Source organism: Streptomyces sp. SYP-A7185 (assembly GCF_046103685.1).
In the GTDB taxonomy this organism is placed as follows: Bacteria; Actinomycetota; Actinomycetes; order Streptomycetales; family Streptomycetaceae; genus Streptomyces.
The window spans coordinates 9,518,890-9,536,137 of record NZ_CP122310.1 but is presented as its reverse complement, the minus strand read 5'-3'; the positions used below and the strand labels follow the sequence as shown (position 1 = coordinate 9,536,137).

At 70.2% G+C, this 17,248-nt stretch carries 17 protein-coding genes; 7 read left to right on the top strand and 10 right to left on the bottom strand.

Annotated elements, in window-relative coordinates; genetic code table 11:
- The first annotated feature begins 34 nt into the window (after positions 1-34).
- The 4 genes from QBL25_RS42240 (at position 35) to QBL25_RS42225 (ending at position 4,040) form a co-directional block, all read left to right on the top strand.
- A complete protein-coding gene (locus QBL25_RS42240; RefSeq protein WP_409062290.1) occupies positions 35-460 on the top strand; it encodes a hypothetical protein in 426 nt (141 codons plus the stop codon).
- 361 nt (positions 461-821) lie between these two features.
- Positions 822-1,181, top strand: coding sequence for an EF-hand domain-containing protein (locus QBL25_RS42235; protein WP_409062289.1), 360 nt, complete (start codon positions 822-824; stop codon positions 1,179-1,181).
- Positions 1,182-2,011: 830 nt separating this feature from the next.
- Positions 2,012-2,908, top strand: a complete 897-nt coding sequence (locus QBL25_RS42230) for an aminoglycoside phosphotransferase family protein (protein WP_409062963.1) — start codon at positions 2,012-2,014, stop codon at positions 2,906-2,908.
- A gap of 214 nt (positions 2,909-3,122) precedes the next feature.
- Positions 3,123-4,040, top strand: coding sequence for an aminoglycoside phosphotransferase family protein (locus QBL25_RS42225; protein ID WP_409062288.1), 918 nt, complete (start codon positions 3,123-3,125; stop codon positions 4,038-4,040).
- Between the two features lie 372 nt (positions 4,041-4,412).
- Here QBL25_RS42225 and QBL25_RS42220 read toward each other — a convergent pair whose 3' ends face one another.
- Together QBL25_RS42220 and QBL25_RS42215 are read right to left on the bottom strand one after the other, a co-directional pair.
- On the bottom strand, positions 4,413-5,228 hold the full coding sequence (locus tag QBL25_RS42220; RefSeq protein WP_409062287.1) for a hypothetical protein: 816 nt from the start codon (positions 5,226-5,228) through the stop codon (positions 4,413-4,415).
- A gap of 199 nt (positions 5,229-5,427) precedes the next feature.
- Positions 5,428-5,844 (bottom strand): DUF4190 domain-containing protein, encoded by a 417-nt coding sequence (locus tag QBL25_RS42215; RefSeq protein ID WP_409062286.1) that lies wholly within the window; start codon positions 5,842-5,844, stop codon positions 5,428-5,430.
- Positions 5,845-6,370: 526 nt separating this feature from the next.
- Here QBL25_RS42215 and QBL25_RS42210 point away from each other — a divergent pair.
- Positions 6,371-7,414 carry a pentapeptide repeat-containing protein gene (locus QBL25_RS42210; protein ID WP_409062285.1) on the top strand — a complete coding sequence of 348 codons (1,044 nt, stop codon included), beginning with the start codon at positions 6,371-6,373 and terminating at the stop codon, positions 7,412-7,414.
- A 144-nt stretch (positions 7,415-7,558) separates the two neighbouring features.
- On the opposite strand, the gene QBL25_RS42205 is transcribed toward QBL25_RS42210, so the two are convergent.
- Together QBL25_RS42205 and QBL25_RS42200 are read right to left on the bottom strand one after the other, a co-directional pair.
- Complete coding sequence (locus QBL25_RS42205) at positions 7,559-8,254, bottom strand: L,D-transpeptidase family protein (protein ID WP_409062284.1); 696 nt, start codon at positions 8,252-8,254, stop codon at positions 7,559-7,561.
- Between the two features lie 256 nt (positions 8,255-8,510).
- The gene (locus QBL25_RS42200; RefSeq protein WP_409062283.1) at positions 8,511-8,858 is read right to left on the bottom strand and encodes a DUF6233 domain-containing protein; all 348 of its coding nucleotides are present in this window, start codon (positions 8,856-8,858) and stop codon (positions 8,511-8,513) included.
- Between the two features lie 234 nt (positions 8,859-9,092).
- On the opposite strand from QBL25_RS42200, the gene QBL25_RS42195 reads away from it, so the two are divergent.
- On the top strand, positions 9,093-9,662 hold the full coding sequence (locus tag QBL25_RS42195; protein ID WP_409062282.1) for a DUF4383 domain-containing protein: 570 nt from the start codon (positions 9,093-9,095) through the stop codon (positions 9,660-9,662).
- 124 nt (positions 9,663-9,786) lie between these two features.
- On the opposite strand, the gene QBL25_RS42190 is transcribed toward QBL25_RS42195, so the two are convergent.
- Together QBL25_RS42190 and QBL25_RS42185 are read right to left on the bottom strand one after the other, a co-directional pair.
- Positions 9,787-10,371: a lipocalin family protein gene (locus tag QBL25_RS42190; RefSeq protein WP_409062281.1), complete on the bottom strand. Its 585-nt coding sequence runs from the start codon at positions 10,369-10,371 to the stop codon at positions 9,787-9,789.
- Positions 10,372-10,552: 181 nt separating this feature from the next.
- Positions 10,553-11,917 carry a nucleotide disphospho-sugar-binding domain-containing protein gene (locus tag QBL25_RS42185; protein WP_409062280.1) on the bottom strand — a complete coding sequence of 455 codons (1,365 nt, stop codon included), beginning with the start codon at positions 11,915-11,917 and terminating at the stop codon, positions 10,553-10,555.
- A 240-nt stretch (positions 11,918-12,157) separates the two neighbouring features.
- Here QBL25_RS42185 and QBL25_RS42180 point away from each other — a divergent pair, with 240 nt between their 5' ends.
- Positions 12,158-14,425: a glycosyltransferase family 4 protein gene (locus tag QBL25_RS42180; RefSeq protein WP_409062279.1), complete on the top strand. Its 2,268-nt coding sequence runs from the start codon at positions 12,158-12,160 to the stop codon at positions 14,423-14,425.
- Positions 14,426-14,545: 120 nt separating this feature from the next.
- Here QBL25_RS42180 and QBL25_RS42175 read toward each other — a convergent pair whose 3' ends face one another.
- From QBL25_RS42175 to QBL25_RS42160, 4 genes are all read right to left on the bottom strand, one after another.
- Positions 14,546-14,725, bottom strand: coding sequence for a DUF6480 family protein (locus QBL25_RS42175; protein WP_409062278.1), 180 nt, complete (start codon positions 14,723-14,725; stop codon positions 14,546-14,548).
- Between the two features lie 2 nt (positions 14,726-14,727).
- On the bottom strand, positions 14,728-14,988 hold the full coding sequence (locus QBL25_RS42170; protein ID WP_409062277.1) for a hypothetical protein: 261 nt from the start codon (positions 14,986-14,988) through the stop codon (positions 14,728-14,730).
- 318 nt (positions 14,989-15,306) lie between these two features.
- Complete coding sequence (locus QBL25_RS42165) at positions 15,307-16,410, bottom strand: MerR family transcriptional regulator (protein ID WP_409062276.1); 1,104 nt, start codon at positions 16,408-16,410, stop codon at positions 15,307-15,309.
- 178 nt (positions 16,411-16,588) lie between these two features.
- Positions 16,589-17,242 (bottom strand): sigma-70 family RNA polymerase sigma factor, encoded by a 654-nt coding sequence (locus QBL25_RS42160; protein WP_409062275.1) that lies wholly within the window; start codon positions 17,240-17,242, stop codon positions 16,589-16,591.
- Positions 17,243-17,248 lie beyond the last annotated feature (6 nt).

Genomic DNA, 17,248 nt, shown 5'->3' with positions numbered 1-17,248 from the left:
CGCTGGCTCTTCTCCTGTACGGGGTGCGCACGGCATGGACTTCGTCTTCCACATATTTTTCCCACTGCTCATCGTGGTGATGTTCTGGGCCGCCCATGCGATCGTGCAGCGAACGCGCCAACGGCGCGCGGCGTGGGAGAGCGGCCTGACCACCCAAGCCCGGGTGGTGCGCGCTTGGGTCACTGTCCAGGTGGTCAACAACGTGGCGCGGCGCATCCAGTGGCACGAGTACGACTTCACGACGGCGGAGGGGCTGGCCATACGGTTCACGGAAGCGGGTGGCCCGGCGAACCGGACGCCAGACGACGAGACACTCGTCTACTACACGAACGAGGAGCCGGACAAGGCCACCGCCTCGGAGCCTCAGCCGGGCAAGGACATGTTCGGGGCGGTCTTTGGCCTCACCTGCCTCACAGTGGGGGTCGTCCTCCTCACCGGAGTGATGATCCAGTACTGGTGACGGCGCCACGCCGCCACCCGCGGCCAGAGCTCTTGAGGCGGGCGGCACCTGCGCGGCGCCAACGGGGGCGGGGCCCTGGAAGACGCCTCGCCTCACCCTGCCACGACACCCTCAAGCCGTCGGAGGGGACACCGCCTGCGCCGCCTCTGCCGTAGGTCCTGTACGGGCCGGATGGGTCCCTGGGGCCGGGGACCTCAAGGGCGAGGAGGCTGCCCCTTCCCCACCTGGAGCCGGTTGAGGCCATCCGATCGTGTCGTTCCGGATGCCCTGCGCGCGGACAGACATCATCCACCGGCATACACGCCGGCTGTCCCGCATCAGGCGCCGAGGGCGGCCGGTACTACGTTCAGGAGGCCCGGCTGTGGCCAGCCCCTTCCAACACGACAAGCTCGAGGCCATGTTTGCGGCGTTCGACGCGAATTCCGACGGCTACCTCCAAGAGAGCGACTTCGCGGCGCTCGCAGACCGCTGGGGCCAGCTGCCCGGCGTGGAGCCCGGCACCGAGCTGCGCGCCCAGGTGGACGAGGTCTGCCAGGGCTGGTGGCACGTTCTGCTGGCAGCCGCCGACGCCAACCGCGATGACACGGTGGACCTGAGTGAACTTCTCGCCGTGGTCGACCAGTTACCCGCCATGCGCGAGGAGGTCGCGGCCACGGCCGACACCCTCTTCGACGCCGTCGATACCGACAAGGACGGCCGCATCTCGCCGCGCGAACACTAGCGGCTCGTCGAAACGTGGCACGGACAGCCCCGCGACACCCGCGACGTCTTCCCTCTGCTCGACCACGACGGAGACGGCTACCTCACCCGCGCCGAATTCGCGACCCTGTGGACCCAGTTCTGGATCAGCGACGACCCCGCAGAACCGGGCAACCTGGTGTGCGGCCGCATTCCCGGCCAACGCTCCGGGACCCCAGACGCGGCACGGGACCCGGAGGCTTTCCGGTAACCCTGTCAGAGCGAAGGCTGCCCGTAACCCCGGTCAGGGCAGAGGGTGCGCATCCGAGGGCGCTCGTAGATCTGCGAGGACAGCAGCATGGTCGGACGGCCAGACCTCGCCCACGGGCTCGTCGCCGACGCAGCGTACGCGCCCGTTCCAGGATCCGGCTCCGACCGGTAGCCCATTCCTGTTCGCAAAGCCTGCGCGGCAAGGGCGAAGGCCGCGTCAATGCGTCCGTCGGCGAGATGACCGGCCGCGATGTCCAGTACCACCAGCGCGCGTTGCTTCTCGTGTCCTGTGGGGTTCAGTCAGACAACATCCCGGCTATCACCCCACGTTGACCAACCTCCCTGAGACCGCCCGCGAGGCCCGGCATCTGATCCGCGCCGCCTTTGCGGCGTGGGACGTCCAGGAGTGCACGCCTGCGGGTGACCCGCACACGCGCCGACCGCAGCACGACAGGCGAGCTCTGCAGAGCCGACATGCGTCGGTCCGGCACCTGAAAATCGTGGTTGCTCTGGCCCCTGCCGCATGAATACTGGCTGTCCGTCTCAGTTGATCTGGTCTGCTTCCGACGTTTCGAATCGGACTGGGGAAAGGGCCTGCAAGAGATGATCATGCACGATGACCAAGTCGACGTGACCCCCGAAATGGTGGCGGCCTTGGTCCACGAGCAGTTCCCCCAGTGGAGCGGGAAGGCGATCCGACTTCTGCCGTCGACCGGGACGGTCAACGCCATCTTCCGTATCGGGCACGACCTCTCTGCGCGTTTCCCGCTGCGTGTGGCCGACGCTGCCGGGGCGCTGGCGGTTTTGGAACAGGAAGCCCGGGCGAGCGCGGAGCTGGCGGGGGTGTCTCGGTTCCCCGTCCCGGTACCCGTCGCCTTGGGGAAGCCCGGAGCGGGTTATCCCATGCCGTGGTCGGTCCAGACATGGCTGCCGGGAACGGTTGCCTTCGATGCCGACCCCAGTGGGTCGGATGCTTTCGCCGAGGACCTTGCGGCCTTCATCGCTGCCCTGCGGGCGGCGGAGACGAGGGGCCGGCTGTTCAGCGGTGAAGGCCGTGGCGGCGTACTGACTGACCACGACGAGTGGATGGCGGAGTGCTTCGAGGAGAGCAAGGGGCTACTGGACGTGCCCCGGCTGCGCCAGGCGTGGCGTCACTTTCGGGAGTTGCCACGCACTGGTGCCGACGTGATGAGCCACGGTGACTTGATTCCCGGCAATGTGCTGGTCGAAGGAGGCCGCCTCAAGGGGGTGCTCGACACCGGCGGCTTCGGCCCGGCCGACCCCGCGCTGGACCTGGTCAGTGCCTGGCACTTGTTGCAGCCGGGCCCCCGGGAAGTACTCCGGCGGGCACTGGGCTGTGGCGACGTGGAATGGGAGCGCGGCAAAGCATGGGCGTTCCAACAGGCGATGGGGGTCGTCTGGTACTACGTCCAGAGCAACCCGTCGATGAGCAACATGGGACGCCGGACACTCGACCGCATTCTGCAGTCGATGGAGTGATGACGCATCGAGCGCAGGCCGTGACGCCGACCGTAGCCGCGCCCCGCGAGAAGCCGCGCCGCGCCCCACAGCAGTTGCGCCAACCCCATAGCAGCTGCACAACGCTCCATGGTCTGTCGCTGTGTGGCTGGTCAGTCCGTGGTGCCGAGGAAATCGCGAGCGGCCTTTTCAGGCGGCGCGATCTCCTCCGTCTGCCTCGGTACTGTGGCTTCGCATGACCGAGATCGAGATCACCGCAGAGCTGGTCCGGGAGTTGTTGCAGGAGCAGCATCCAGACCTTGCCGGGCTGACCATCCGCGAGGTGCCGGGGGGCTGGGGCAATCAAATGTGGCGCCTCGGGGACGAGTTGGCCGTACGCATGCAGCGTATGGACCCCACCGGGGAGCTCCAGTTCAAGGAGCGGCGCTGGCTGCCCGTGCTGGCTCCGCGCCTGCCGTTGCCGGTCCCGGCCCCGGTGCGGTACGGCGCCCCCTCCGAGCGCTTCGCCAAGCACTGGACCGTGATGACGTGGGTTCCCGGCGAGCCGCTGGACCACGGTGTGATCAGCCGCGGCGTCCACGCGGCCGACACGCTGGCTGGATTCCTCCGGGCACTGCATGTGGCAGCGCCCACCGAGGCACCGATCGCCACCGACCGCGGCGCCCATCCCCGAAACTGCACGGCTGGCTTCGAGAACTTCTTCCAGGCCGTTGCCCCCGCCGACATCGCTGCTGAGGTGCGGGCCGTCTGGGACGACGCCGTCGCGGCCCCCGCGTGGGAGGGTCCGCCGCTGTGGGTGCACGGTGACCTCTATCCCGCCAACGTCGTCGTCGCGGACGGCACTCTTGCGGGCATCGTGGACTTCGGTGACCTCTTCGCCGGCGACCCGGCGTGGGACCTTGCTGCCGCATGGGTGCTGCTGCCGACGGGTGCGGCCTCACGGTTCTTCGACACGTACGCGCAGGCAGACGAGGCGACGATCCGGCGGGCCCGCGGGCTGGCCGCGATGAAGAGCCTCTTCTTGATGCTCATGGGGCAGAACGGAGACCGGGGTCTTCCCGGTGGCAAGCCGCACTGGGGGCCCGCAGGCCGGGCGGCACTCGATCGTGTGGTGAGGGACCAGATCACCAGAGGCGGGGCATCGCCCGTGTAGCGGTGCCAGTTTCTGCCGATGCCGCTGGGCGAGGGGGCGAAACCCGCTGCCGTGATCAACGTCCTTGCGCGGCGAGATCAGAGGGCCCGTGGGCGGCAGCGGCGCAGCTCGGTGGCCGGCCTGCCGGTCACGAGTTCGTCTGCGACAAGGCGTCCGACGGTGGGTGCCAGGGTGATGGCAGAGTGCATCACGGCGACGTAGACGGATCGATCCCGTGTCGCGTGTCCGATGACGGGCCCGCGGGCAACGCAGTGGGATGGGAAGGGCTGCGTCTTTGACTGCGAGTTACCCGGCAGACCCAGCGGTGACGCGCACCGAGGGCGTTACGTCGGCGACGTAGACATCTGCGTACGCGCCTGTCGGCGAGATGCGTCAGCTGCGCTGGTCAGGCAGGGGATCCGAAGCAGCCGACCGTGCTCGGAACCGGACCGGGAGAGCCGAGAGCAGAACACCGAGGACGATGCCCGTGCCTCCTGCTTCCGGGGCGTACTGCCGCGGGTCGAGCGCGCCCACGCCGGTGAGGATGCCGAGCGCGCGTCCGCTGCGGGAAGCAATGAGGGCCGCGCCTGAGGAGCCTGCCGGCGGTGCAGGGCCGATCATGGTGACCATCCCGGCCGTCTGGCTCTCTTGAGCGGTGAGGTCGATCGCGGCCTGTACCGTCGCCACCTTGCTGCCGACCAGCCATCCCACCATCGTGATGCGCTCTCCCGGCTCGGGTGGGCCCCATTGTGGTTTCACCGCCCACGGCCAGACGGCATGCGAACCGAATACCGCAATGTCGTGGTGCTCATGACGGTGCAGTGGGCGCAGCGCGACGGTGGCGCCGTCCGGCAGGAGGACTTGGTAGTGGCCCCCGTCGTACAGCACGTGGGCAGGAGCTGCCCACATTCCTGCGGCGATCTGCAAGGCGTTCGCGGCCGGACGGTAGGTAGTTCCTTCTTCATCTGCACCGACGTAGAGAGGCCGGACGGCTCGCGCGACTGCCCGGGAGCGCGCAGGTGCGAGCACGTCACCTTGGACCACTTTGCTGCCGGACAGTACGGCCACCACCGCGGCGGCCGGGGACACCCAGGTATCCAGCTGCAACAAGGGCGCCAGTCCCGCGGTTACGCCGGCGGCGACCAGTGCGAGCGGGCTGGCGCCCGCCTTCAGGTCGCGTGCCGTTTGCCTCGCCGTGTTCAGTCGCATGGGCTCCCCCAAAGCGAGCGCGCCGGCACTGCGTTGCCTCAGCAGACCGCAGCCCCGCGAAGCGGTCAATGCTTGGGCACAGCGTGCCATGTGCCTCCCACGCTCACACCCCATGGCCGGGCACCGGTCTTTTCGTGCCCCATAAGGCGGGTGCGCGCTCTGAAAGGTGCGGGTGCCAAGAGCACGGCCTTCGTACGGGTCAGTCGTTGACCTCGCGGTCAAAGTCCTTGGCGCACGCGTCCCGCTCGCTCTGGGAGTCGGCGTGCTTGACGCAGTCATCGAAGTTCTTGTACTCGTCCGAGTTGAGGATCGAGGCGCCGATCGCGATGATCACGCCCGATGCAATCAGGCCGAGCCCGCCCAGCACCGCACCGATAATCGACATCTTGCCGTAGGGCGCCCGGCCGCCACGCGCCTTGCGCGCGCCGATGATGCCGAAGATCACGGCCAGCAGACCGAGCAGTGCGCCTCCGATGACGGTCCAGAACAGCAGGATCGCCAGAATGCCGAGAACAAGAGCGGTGATCGCCATTCCGTTGCTCGGCCGCATGCCGGAGTGCTCGGGAGACTGCGCGTAGTGGTCGGACGTCGTCTGAGGATGCTCGGGGAAGGACATGCCATCACACCCATCTCTGCTGTCATGTAGTCGAGTTGTCGTAGACGCCCGTGTGCCCTGACATCGTCTGTGAATGCGTGAATTCGACCGACCGTGTTCGGCATCCTGCGCACGACCCGCCGGTCGCTCCCCTGTCGGCTGCAGCCGGTCACGGTGCGAAGGCCCTGACGCTTGAGCACAACGAGAGCTGGTAACCCGTCAGCGGAGGGTGATGCGACGGTGGCGCGCCGCCTGAGGCCGCATGCTCGATCGCGGGTGTTTTTTTCCGATTTAACTGCGGATGGAAAGATACATACGGTCGGATATGCCCATGTCTCCCACGCCTTTCCGTTCCACACGGTTTCGCCGATCGGCCCGCTTCACCGTGCGAGCGGACAGGAGACGACGCGCCACCCGAGGCGAGCGGAACCAAGGCGGTCTGGATTGGGCCCGGCGAACGGAACTGATCTCTGTTCTGGTGGCTTCGGCTGTGGCGGTTGGCGGTCTTTGGTATTCCAACGTCCAGACGCAGCAGACAAACGCGCAGATGAGACAGTCCAACGCCCAGGCGCAAGAAGACAGGGCGCTGGCCAGGGAGGGGCAGATAACCGAGCGGTACACCGCCGCCGTCAGCAACCTCGGTGCGGACGCGATGGATGTGCGCTTGGGCGGCATCTACGCGCTCCAGCGGATCATGCAGGACTCCTCCCGCGATCAGCCCACCATCAACAACGTCCTGGCTGCATACGCGCGCAGTCACGCCGCCAAGGCACCACCGGCCGGAAAGGACGTCCCTGCCGACGTCCTAGCAGCCCTGAAAGTCCTGTCCGATCGTGACACCACGCACGACGAGGCCTTCGTACTCGACCTCACGTCCATCTGGCTCCCCGGTGCTGACCTGGCTCCCTCGCGGCTGCAAGCATTCTGGCTGCCCGATGCGGGCACCTCTTCGTCGAAGGTGAATACGAAAGGCATCATGCTGCGGAGCGCGATCTTGACGAAGGCTCACTTGAGCGGAGCTTTTCTGCCGTGGGCCGAGCTGCGACGTGCGTCCTTGAACGACGCGGACCTAGAGCGCGCAAATCTCGGCCACGCGGATCTTCGCATTGCCGATCTGAGCCATGCCGATCTACGCAAAGCCGTGCTGATCAAGACTGATTTGGGCGAGGCGAATCTGGTCGATGCAGACCTGCGCGGCGCAACGATGCGTGCCGTGAGGCTGAGCAGTGCCGAAGCAGGCGAAGCCGACCTCCGAGGTGCGGATCTGCGCTGCGTGGATGTGCTCACCACGCCCACGCCACCTTGCTCGGACCTTCGAGATGCAAGCCTCTTCTACTCGGATCTACGCGGAGCGAACCTGCGTGGAGCAGACCTCCGCGGTGCGGACCTGAGCGGGGCAGATCTGCGCGGCGCGGATCTGCGGTGCATGGATGTCCAACACAAGGAATCCCTCGTGAAATCCCATTGCAGCAAGTTGCGCGGCGCGGATCTCACGGACACGGATCTGCGCGGCACCGACCTCACGCATGTAGGACTTGCCCGAAGCGACATCGACTTGGCCCGCATCGACGGTACGACGAAGCTCCCCTGAAGCCGGACAGGAACCGCTGCCCCACCCCCGCTCGAATCCGCACGGGGGAGCAACTGCCGCGCTTCGGTCAGCCGCTTCGGGAAGGGCGCCGCTGCGCGCGGCGGCGCCCTCTCACGTGGGCCGTCGGTCCGTACAAACGGCGGATCAGGTGCCCGGCTTGCGGCCGTAGACGAAGACGTCGTCGCCCTTGCGCAGCGTGTTCCAGTACTTCACGGCGTCCGTCTTCGTCATGTTGACGCAGCCGTGGGAGCCCGGCGGGGACCAGACGCTGATGCCGACCGAGTGGAACGCCTGGCCGCCGTCGAAGAACTGGCTGTACGGCATGGGCACGTGGTAGATGCTCGACACGTGGTCGATGTTGCGCCAGTAGACCTTCTTCAGGCCCGTGCGGGTCTCGTGGCCGTTGCGGCCGGTGCGCACCGGGACCGGGCCGTACTTGAGGTTCTCGCCGTCCTGGATCCAGCTGAGCTGGAGCGTCAGGTCGACACAGGCGATGCGCCCCTTGTTGGTCGGGCACTTCCCGGCCTTGTTGGGGTTGTTGCCCACCGCTTTCTGCTTGTTCATGAGGTTCATGACGCCCCAGGTGACGCTGCCCGCGTAGCCGGCGTTCGGGGTGATCTTGTGCTTGGTCTGGAAGGCCTTGATGGCTTTGCAGTCGGCTGCCGACTGCTTGCCGTCCACCGGGCGGCCGAGGAACTTCTCGACCTGCTTCTGATACGGCCCGGTCTGGGTCGAGCACGAGGCGGCCTGAGCGCTGCCGGTGCCGAGAGCCACTGTGAGCGGCGCCACCAGCACGGTGATCCCCAGAGCCACTGCTCCTCGTCTGCGTATGTCCCCCATTGCTGCCCACTCCTCGTTCGCCTGGGTCCGCGGGTCGGATCCCACCTGCTAGACGAGGCGGCCCCCGGGTTCGTTGTAGGGCGAATCGACACAGGTGTGTAACAGCGGGCGATTTACCCCCGGGCCGCGGCGGGCGGCAGGCGGCCACGGTCGTCGGGCACCTCGCCGAGTGGCTGCGGGGAAGGGCGCCGGGGGCAGCATCGGCGCTCTGCGCATCCATCCAGGTTTCATGCGGCAGGGGCGAGACCGCTGAGCCTCATTCCAGTACGCCGAGCTCGGTGTCCGGGCGGCAGTGCGGGCACGCGTCGACACCCTCGTGCAGGGCGCGGCGCGCCTGGCTTTGGGTGATCTCCTTCGATCGCGGCGGCGTCGGCGCCATGTCGCAGTGACCTACGTGCACGTAGACCGCGGGGCGCCCGCGCCCGATGCCCTGCTCGATCAGCCAGGCCGGGGCCGGTGGTCGCGCCTGCCGGCCGCGGGCCCGCTCGGCCTCGCGCCGCTCTTCGTCGGCGATCCACCCGCGGGTGCGCGCGAGGTCCCGCTCCTGCACGCGTTCCAGGAAACGCAGCAGATCGAGGCGGGATAGCGGGACAGGATCGTTCACATGTTCGATTCTAGATCGACGGGTGACCCGTCGCCGCATCCCGGTGCACGCCGACCCATGGAAGGGGGTTTCCGCTCATCGGCTGACGCACCTCCGGGCGCGGCCATCGCAGCGGTGGTTTCCACGAAAACGCTGCAACCTTTTGTCCTCCCTGTGGGGAAAAGGGGGTGAAAGCGGACGGAGCATCGGCTCTGTCGTGGGGCGGGGCGCTTCCGGCCAGCGAGAGGACATGTCATGAGGCTTCGCGATGAACTTCCCGTCGACCACAAGCTGACCCAGGTGTACCGCTATGGAGCCGGCCTGTGCGGCGTCATCCTGCTGGTCTTCGGGTGTCTGGGCTTCGCGGATCAGCTGAGCCCCTTCAACACGGACGGGACCCAGCTCGCGGGGTTGTCAACCAATGGCGTGCTCAGCGTGATCTCGGTCGTCGTGGGCCTGGCCCTGATCGGCGGTGCCGTGGTCGGCGGCAACTTCGCCTCGTCGCTGAACATGACGGTGGGCGGGCTGTTCCTGCTGAGCGGCTTCTTCCACCTCTTCGTGCTGGACCGTCCGGCCAACGTCCTGGACTTCGGCATGACCAACGTGATGTTCAGCTTCGTCATGGGCCTGCTCATCGCCTGCTTCGGCATGTACGGCCGGGTGTCGAGCAAGCTGCCGCACGACAACCCCTACTGGCGCCGCCGTCACCCGCGCGAGGCCGCCCGCGAGTCCCTGGCCGCGCGGCGCCGGGACAGCAAGGCGGCGCTGGCCCCCGGGCGGGGCGGTGCCACACCCGCCTCCGCGATCACGCCGGGCCGGGACTGAGGACGTCCCGGGCCCGGCGTTCCGTACTCGGGGCGCCGGTAAGGACGCTGCCACCAGCCGATCGCCTTGCGCGTGACGGGCAGCTGCCGGTTGACGGTGACAGCGTTCTTGCCGGCTCCCCTGATCAGCAGAGGCTGCCGCTGCGGTTGGCGCCGCCGTCCTGGCGCGTGATGCGGAAGTCGCACGCGTCCAGGCCCGCCGCGGCGATGGAGGCGGTGGCCGCGCTCAGCTGCCGAGCCGTCAGGGTGGGGTTGCGGGAGAGCACGAAGCCGGACTCTCGGTCGCTGTCGGTGACGACGGCCCAGCGGTAGTCGCGGTCGAGGCCGGTCACGATGTAGTTGGCGTCGTCGGTGTGGGCGTAGGAGTCACCGCTCTTGCGGAAGCTGACGTTGAGCCGGGCGCCCGAGCTGTCGAGTGCCTTGGCCTCGCCGTTGATCGCGCTCGTGGTGCGGAGCCATGTCGTGCAGCTGTTGCGGACACCGATGGTTCCGGTGGCGGTGAGCGTGTAGCGCGCCTTGACGTTCTTGGCGCACTGGATCTCGAAGAGCTGGGGCACGGCGGCGACCTGATACCAGGTGCCCTGGTAGCGGTCGACGTCGACCTTGTCCACGGCCGGCGGCTGCGGCGGGGCGGCCTGGGCAGCCGGGGCGGCGAGCGTGACGCCGATCAGGGCCGCCGGCAGGACGGTGAGGTACCGGGAGAGCGACACAGATTGTCCCTTCCTTGCGTGTCGAGGAGGTACGGGCCTTGCATGTCGAGGAGGTACGGGCAGCTGGCCGGTGCGGTTCGGCGCACGTACGCCGACCCGGCAGGTCCGGGCCAGGTCCGAGCGCACCGTGCCGACAAGACCTTCTGGGCACGGCCCTGATGCGGATTCAGCTGCTACGGATTCAGCCGACGCGGGAGCGTCGGCCGCCCGGGACCGGGCGCAGGTCCTGGTCCATCACGGCCAGCAACCGGGCGGCCGCGTAGTCCGGGCCGCGCTCGTCGAATGTCTGAGCCCAGCGCGCCAGGCCGGGGCGGACCGTCGTGTGCACGGCGTCCAGCGCCGCCGGCACGTCGTGGGGAGACAGCTGGTTCGGGGCGCGTACGAGCCCGACGCCGGCGCGTTCCGCGTCGTGCGCGACGGCGAACTGGTCGCTGGAGAAGGGAAGGATCAGCGCGGGCACGCCGAAGCGCAGACATTCGGTGAACGAGTTGTTGCCCCCGTGATGGACCATGGCGTCCACGTGCGGGAGCAGGGCTTGTTGCGGGACGGACGGCGCGACGACGACGCGGTCCCCGGCCAGGTCGGCCAGAGCGGCCGTCCGCTCACCCGCCGCCACGACGACGGAGGTGTCCGTGGTGCCGGTCAACACCCCGGACACGAGGGCCCGCAATACGTCGTCGCGGGCCGCCAAGAACGTGCCGAGAGCGACCAGGACGACCCGCTCCGCCCGGTCGCGCAGGTGCCGCAGACGCCGCGCCCAGGCGTCGTCAAGGGGCTCGGCCGGGCCGACCATGTGGCCTGCGTACACCTGCTCGGGCCCCGCCCCGGGGGCGGGCAGCCACGGCAGCTGCGGATAGGAGTACACGACGGCATGGGGGGAGGTCAGTGCGAACGCGCGGCCCGGCCGGGGCGCGGCCGGCGCGTTGTCGCGGGCGAAGGTGTCGAACAGTGCCGTGAACGTGCGGTCGTTCTCCTGGGCCGTGGCCATCAGGTCGGTCAGTTGCCGCGGGGCGGGCCGCAGAGCGGCCGGCCAGGCGTAGGGGACGCCGAACCAGCTGTCGGCGTCCGCCAGGACGTAGGTCGGGTGCCCCGGGCAGAACGTCGCGTACGGCACCCGCAGACAGTGCAGGGCGAGCGTCACGGCGTAACTGAGCTGGTCGACCACGTACCAGTCGGGGCGCAGGCGTGCGTCGAGGGCGCGCAGGTCTTCGAAGACGGTGTCGGGGTCGGCCAGCATGTCGGCCCGGCGGTGGCGGGCCTGTGTCGTCAAGGTGGCGATCGCGCCCTGCCGGGTGGCGTCGAGGAACTCGCCCAGCCGGGCCCTCTCCTGCGCCGCTTGTTCCGTGGCCTCGGCGACACCGGTGTTCGCGTTGCGGGTCACGGTCAGCGGCTCGAAGCGGACGCCGGCCCGCACCGCAAGGTCCTCGAAGGCCTCCGCGCACGCGAAGTGCACGTCGGCGCCACGGGCCCGTAGGGCGGCGGCCAGGACGGACAGGGGTCTGGCGTGGGAGAAGAACGGTGGGCTGATGATCACAACGCGCGGCATACCGGTCCCTTCCCTCCGGGGCAGGCCGCCGGATGCAGGAGTGGTCGGCGCGCAGGCCGTGCCGCGCGCCACGGCGTGGCGCGCGGCCGTCGTACTCGGCCCTACCGGGTGGCGGTCGACTCTTTGGCGCCCGTCGAGCGCCGGGCCGACCGATCGAGCGCCTGGTGGCTGCCAGGTGCATCCGGGTGAACCCCGTCGGGCGTATTCGCAGCATCGTCCGTTCCGCACGAAGGAGACCACGTGTCCACCTCCGCAGCGCAGCCGTGGGGCACCGCGGCGGCAATGCCCTCTCAGGGAGACCCGGACCCGCTCGTCGCCGCGCGTGACGTCTTCTTCCGGGGGCCGCGCACGGGCTCGGACGGTCCGGGCACCGTCGTGGGCCACCACCCCAGCGGCGATCTGATGATGCTGCTCGACGCGGAGTACGGGCTGCGGCCCCGCGCGGTGGCGTCCGGTCAGCCCGACGGGCTCAGTCGCGAGGACACCGCCATCGCGTCCCTGCGCCGCGCCTGCCGGCTCGCCGTGCCGCTCACTCCCGAGGCGCATCTCGCCCATGCTCACGGCGGGCCGAGGTTCGCCTCGGTCCTGGACGAGATGTGGCCCGACACGGTGCGCCGCCACGGGGAGCGTTATGCCGAGGAGACCCTGCGCCAGATGCTGCTGTGCCCCGCGCCGGACGCCGCGCGCACCGCGTTGCTCCTTGACCGGGCCGAATCGGCGGGCTTGAGCCCCCTGTCGGCGGCCGAGGCGGTCGAGGCGGCTGCGGCGGCTGATTGCTCTGGTCCGGTTGATGTGTCTGATCCGTCTGATGTCTCTGCTGCGGTGGATGCGGCTGACGGCCGCGTACGGACCTCGGTCGCCCAGCGCGCCGTGCCGGCCGACCGAGGCCTCCGGCACGCCCTGTGGCGCTACCTGCGTCAGGTACCCGGTGGCGCGGCCCACCTGCCGGCCCCTGAGACCGCGGCCGACCCTTACGAGCGGCTGCTGCTCGACCCGCCCCCCGTGCTCACACGGGAGCAGTGGCAGGCGCCGGGCATCATCGTCGCGCAGACCATGCTCCAGGGTGACCTGGACACGCCCGGCCAAGGTCTGAGCGGCGGGCTGTCCGTGCTGCTGGGCGGGCTCGGCGACCGGCTGGCCGTCAGCGACGGCATCGGCTGCGTGCTGACGGTGGTGACCGCCGGGCACGACGGCCTGGAGCGCGACCCACACCTGTTGAGCGAACGCCGCCCGGGCCACTGGGTGCTTCGTCTGCCCGTCGACGCGCCCGTGCCGCCCCAGCCCGACGCGTGGCCGGAGCACCGCACCGGGCTGACCTGGTGGGCCTCGCGTCTGCTGGGCGCGCTGCCCCGCCCCGTCGACGTCGTGCACGTGCGCTACGCCGACGACGCCGCCTTGGCCCTGGCACACGCCGCCGGCCGGTCGGGAACGCGGCTGTTCTTCACCGCGACCCCCGACCCCCACCGCACCTTGGTCCACAAGCACGCCGAGGCCGGTCCGCAGGACCCGGAACGCGCGGAGGTCTTGCGCGACGGGCTGCACCGCATCTTCTGCGCCGACCGCCTGGTGGACCGCGCCGACACCGTGATCGGCATCCCCGGCCGCCCCGGCACTCAGGACTTGCTGCGTCACTTCCCCGTGCTCGGCGACCGTTACGGGCCCGCTGGACCGGCGGCCCCGCCCGAGGGCATCGCCCCCTACGTCCCGGCGACTCAGGAGACCTCGCAGCGCCAGGGCCTGCTGGACGATCTGTTCGCCGACGGGAGCCGCCCCGACGCGCTGTCCCCGGCGGACAGGAAGCTGCCGCTGCTGCTGTGCGTGGGGCGACTTCACCCGGTCAAGCAGCAGGACCTGCTGGTGCGCACCTGGCTCGCGACCGAGGCGTGGCGTACGACCACGCTGGTCGTCGTCGGCGGCAGCACCCAGCGGCCCACCCCGCCCGAACAGCGCATGCGCGCCACGCTCAGCGCGCTGCTCGCCGGCCAGCACGCGGCGGCACAGCGCCTGGCGCTGCTGCCCGCGCTGCCGAACGACGAGGTGCGGCGCCTGGAGCGGGCCCTGGCCGATCCCGCCTCCGGCGTGCCGGCCTGGTACGTGTGCCCCAGCGCCAAGGAGGAGTTCGGGATCGCGGTGCTCGAGGCGATGGAGGCGGGGCTGCCCGCTGCGGGGCCGCGCCGCGGCGGAGTGGCCCACTATCTGCGCGACGGCGTCAACGGCCTCCTGATGGACACCTCCTGCGCCTCCGGTCTCGCGCGCGGCCTGCACCGGCTGGCGTCCTTGCCGGAAGAGCGTCGCGTCCGTCTCGCGCAGGCCGCGCGGGAGACGGTGACGGCCCGCTATGCGGTGGCGGACATGGCCGAGGCCCTCGCCGCGGAGTACCGGGCGACCGCCGGGACCGGGGGGACCGGGGACGCGACCGCCGGGACCGCCGGGGCCGGGAACGCGACGGCCGACGCCGGGCGGATCATGGACGCGGTCACCGGGACCGAAGCAGCCGAAGACGCGTGACGCCGATGCCCGCCCGGTGATCCGGGCGGGCATCGGTGTCAGGGCCGCAGCCGACTTACGAAGCGCCGCAGGTGCCGCCATGCTTGCGCGTGGTCTCTTGCGTACGGCCTGCCCGTGCGCTCACCAGGTGACGACCCGCGCCAGGAAGAGGGCGGCGACGAGCAGACACCCGGCCGTGATCAGGAACAGCCAGATGCGTGGGTGGTCCCAGATGCCGCCGTCCGGCCGCTCGGGGTGCGCCTCGGCTGTCGACCCCTCGACGGCGGGGGTCTCGCCCCGGGGAACCAACGGGTCGCTCATGGTCACACCTCGTGGCCGGCACGGGTGGGCGATCCGTCCCAGGAAGCCGGATCCGTGCGCTCGTAGTTCGCCAGCGCGAGTCCCAGGCCGAAGAAGGTGGGAGCCCATTCGCCGATGAAAATGCCCCAGCGGTCGGCACGCTCCAGGTCCTCGTTCCTGTGCGAGGTGAGCCAGGACACCAGTGACAGGCCGATCGATGCGGTGGCGGCGAGATAGGCGTGCTCGCTCTTGACACCGGACTCGTGCAGCTTCTTGACGATCATGAGTGCTCCTCTGAGAGTGGGAGAACCGCATCCCGCTGCAAGCTCAAATGCCTCACATAGGGACATAACGCACTAGTGACTTCGTGCCCGGGGTCACGCACGGATGCATGCGCTCGGGTGCGATTGGGCGCCTCCGGGTGCGTTCGGGTGCCTTCGCCAGTCTTGGGTGCGCGCCCAGGTGCGATCGGATGCCCCTGATCGTCAAGGTGCGGCCCGGCGCACAGCGGGAACGGGCCGGGCGGAGCCTGGCCCGTGGTCACCCGTGCGGACGCAGGCGCCCGCGCCGTAGCGGACGCGCCGCAGCCGACCGCCCGCGTCTCACGCGGTTTCCGTCGCGTGCTCCTGGCTCGCGGAGGGCGCGTCGCCGCCGGAGCGGCTCACGGAGAGCATGGTCCGGACGGCGTCGGCGAGACCGTGCGGGCGCAGCAGCTCCGGATCCGAACGCAGCCCCCACCCCGGGCCGCACAGCAGCACGTGACTGCGCGTCCGGGCCCCGTGGATGCCCCAGCGCATGGCCGCCAGGTGGCGGGCCAGCGGGAGGTCGGCGGTGCTGCGGGACTGTGACCACAGCGCCACGGCGGCCGGAGCGGTGCGCCGTACGGTCGCCTCCATGGCCTCGACCGGCACGGCGCCGCCCAGCATCAGAACCCGCCGGCCGTGCTCCGCGAGCGCGGCGGTGAGCGCTTCCAGGGGAAGGGTGTGCTGCTCCCCCGGCACACAGGCCAGGAGGACGGGGCGCGCGTCCGCCGGCTTGTTGCGGGCCGCGGAGCGGGCATAGGAGTGGCGGAGGGCCGCGGAGACGTGCCAGGACAGCAGGTGCTCCACTTCCACGTACTGGTCCTCGGCGGATTCCCACTTGCGGCCGGCGGAGCGCAGGGTCGGAATGAGCACCTCTTCCCACGCGGTGATCAAGCCATAGGTGTCGATGGCCGCCGTGATCTGTTCATGCACCGACTCCGCGTCCATGCGCACCGCCGCGCGGGCAAGCCCCCGGCATCGTCGGCGCGCGTCCGCGGGGACCGGGTCCTCTCCTGAGGCCGTCTCCGGCCCGTCCGCCGGTTCGTCGACCGGGGCGAGCAGGCGCGGTGCCGAGGCGAGCGGAACCTCGTCGGCGGCGGACGCCTGCTCGGCCTGGGACTGCCCGGTTCGGGACTGCCCGGCGTGGGCCTTGGCCGCATGAGCCTTGGAGGCGTGGGCGGCTTCGGCCGGGGGCAGGCCCTGTGCGGTCAGGCGGCACATCTCCTGCACCATCGCGACGTCCTCGGCCGTCCAGCGCCGGTGCCGTCCCTCGATCCTCGTCGCCGGCCCCAGGCCATAGCGGCGGTCCCACGACCGCAAGGTGGTGGGAGAAATGCCCAGCTTCCGCGCGAGGGCGCCGGTCGTGACACCCGCCCCGGCGCCACGATCCTCGTTCGCATCCACTTTCGCCTCCACCGCCGTGCCCTGCGTGCCCCGACCAGAAGTGCCGAGTCCGGGGTCACGCCATGTTCTTCCCTCGCCGGGCGGTCTACGGATGCGGCCCGCCGCTCCGGCGCGGAAAACCGGAGCGGCGGGCGGGAGGCCGCGCGGCGCCGCCGGGGGGGGCTGCCGCGCGGCGTGGTCAGGCCAGGGGCTCCATCGCCAGGCGCAGCGAGTGCAGAGCCCTGCGCATGTGGCTCTTCACCGTGCCCAGCGGCAGGCCGGTGTGCTCGGCGATCTGTACCTGGGTCATGTCGCCGTAGACGGCCATACCCATCACGCGCCGCTGCACGGGCGTCAGATGGCCGAGCTTCTGCAGCACCAGCACACGGTTGAGGGCGGCCTCGGTCTCGTCGACGCCCCAGTGGCGTACGGCTTCCTCTTGCTGGGCCCCCGAAGCGTTCTCGATGACGGTCCGGCGGGCCCGCGCGGCGTGCGCGTCGGCGATGGCGTGGCGGGTGATGCCCACGAACCAGCCACCCAGCGCCCCGCGCTCCGGGCGGTATCCCGCGCGTCCCCGCCAGGCTGCCAGGAACACCTGCTGGGTGACGTCCTCGGCGTCGCGCGGGTCGTTCAGCGAGCGCCGGGCGAGCGTGTGCACGAGCGCACCCCACCGCTGGTAGGCCAGCGTGAGCGCCTGCTCGTCCCCGTCGCGGAAACGCCGTGCGAGATCGGCCTCGTCGACGTTCGTCTCGTACGAAGGCAACTGATCGGTTGCCCGGGAGTCGTCCGAGCGGCGCGGACGCGCGGTCCTGGCGTCGGCGCTCGGGGGGGTGTGGGGCCGAGCAGTAGCCATCGTGAG

Bases quoted from the DNA above. Each gene is read 5' to 3' on its own strand.
- QBL25_RS42240 (WP_409062290.1), top strand. From the start codon at position 35: ATGGACTTCGTCTTCCACATATTTTTCCCACTGCTCATCGTGGTGATG.
- QBL25_RS42230 (WP_409062963.1), top strand. From the start codon at position 2,012: ATGATCATGCACGATGACCAAGTCGACGTGACCCCCGAAATGGTGGCG.
- QBL25_RS42225 (WP_409062288.1), top strand. From the start codon at position 3,123: ATGACCGAGATCGAGATCACCGCAGAGCTGGTCCGGGAGTTGTTGCAG.
- QBL25_RS42220 (WP_409062287.1), bottom strand. From the start codon at position 5,228: ATGCGACTGAACACGGCGAGGCAAACGGCACGCGACCTGAAGGCGGGC.
- QBL25_RS42215 (WP_409062286.1), bottom strand. From the start codon at position 5,844: ATGTCCTTCCCCGAGCATCCTCAGACGACGTCCGACCACTACGCGCAG.
- QBL25_RS42210 (WP_409062285.1), top strand. From the start codon at position 6,371: ATGAGACAGTCCAACGCCCAGGCGCAAGAAGACAGGGCGCTGGCCAGG.
- QBL25_RS42205 (WP_409062284.1), bottom strand. From the start codon at position 8,254: ATGGGGGACATACGCAGACGAGGAGCAGTGGCTCTGGGGATCACCGTG.
- QBL25_RS42195 (WP_409062282.1), top strand. From the start codon at position 9,093: ATGAGGCTTCGCGATGAACTTCCCGTCGACCACAAGCTGACCCAGGTG.
- QBL25_RS42185 (WP_409062280.1), bottom strand. From the start codon at position 11,917: ATGCCGCGCGTTGTGATCATCAGCCCACCGTTCTTCTCCCACGCCAGA.
- QBL25_RS42175 (WP_409062278.1), bottom strand. From the start codon at position 14,725: ATGAGCGACCCGTTGGTTCCCCGGGGCGAGACCCCCGCCGTCGAGGGG.
- QBL25_RS42170 (WP_409062277.1), bottom strand. From the start codon at position 14,988: ATGATCGTCAAGAAGCTGCACGAGTCCGGTGTCAAGAGCGAGCACGCC.
- QBL25_RS42160 (WP_409062275.1), bottom strand. From the start codon at position 17,242: ATGGCTACTGCTCGGCCCCACACCCCCCCGAGCGCCGACGCCAGGACC.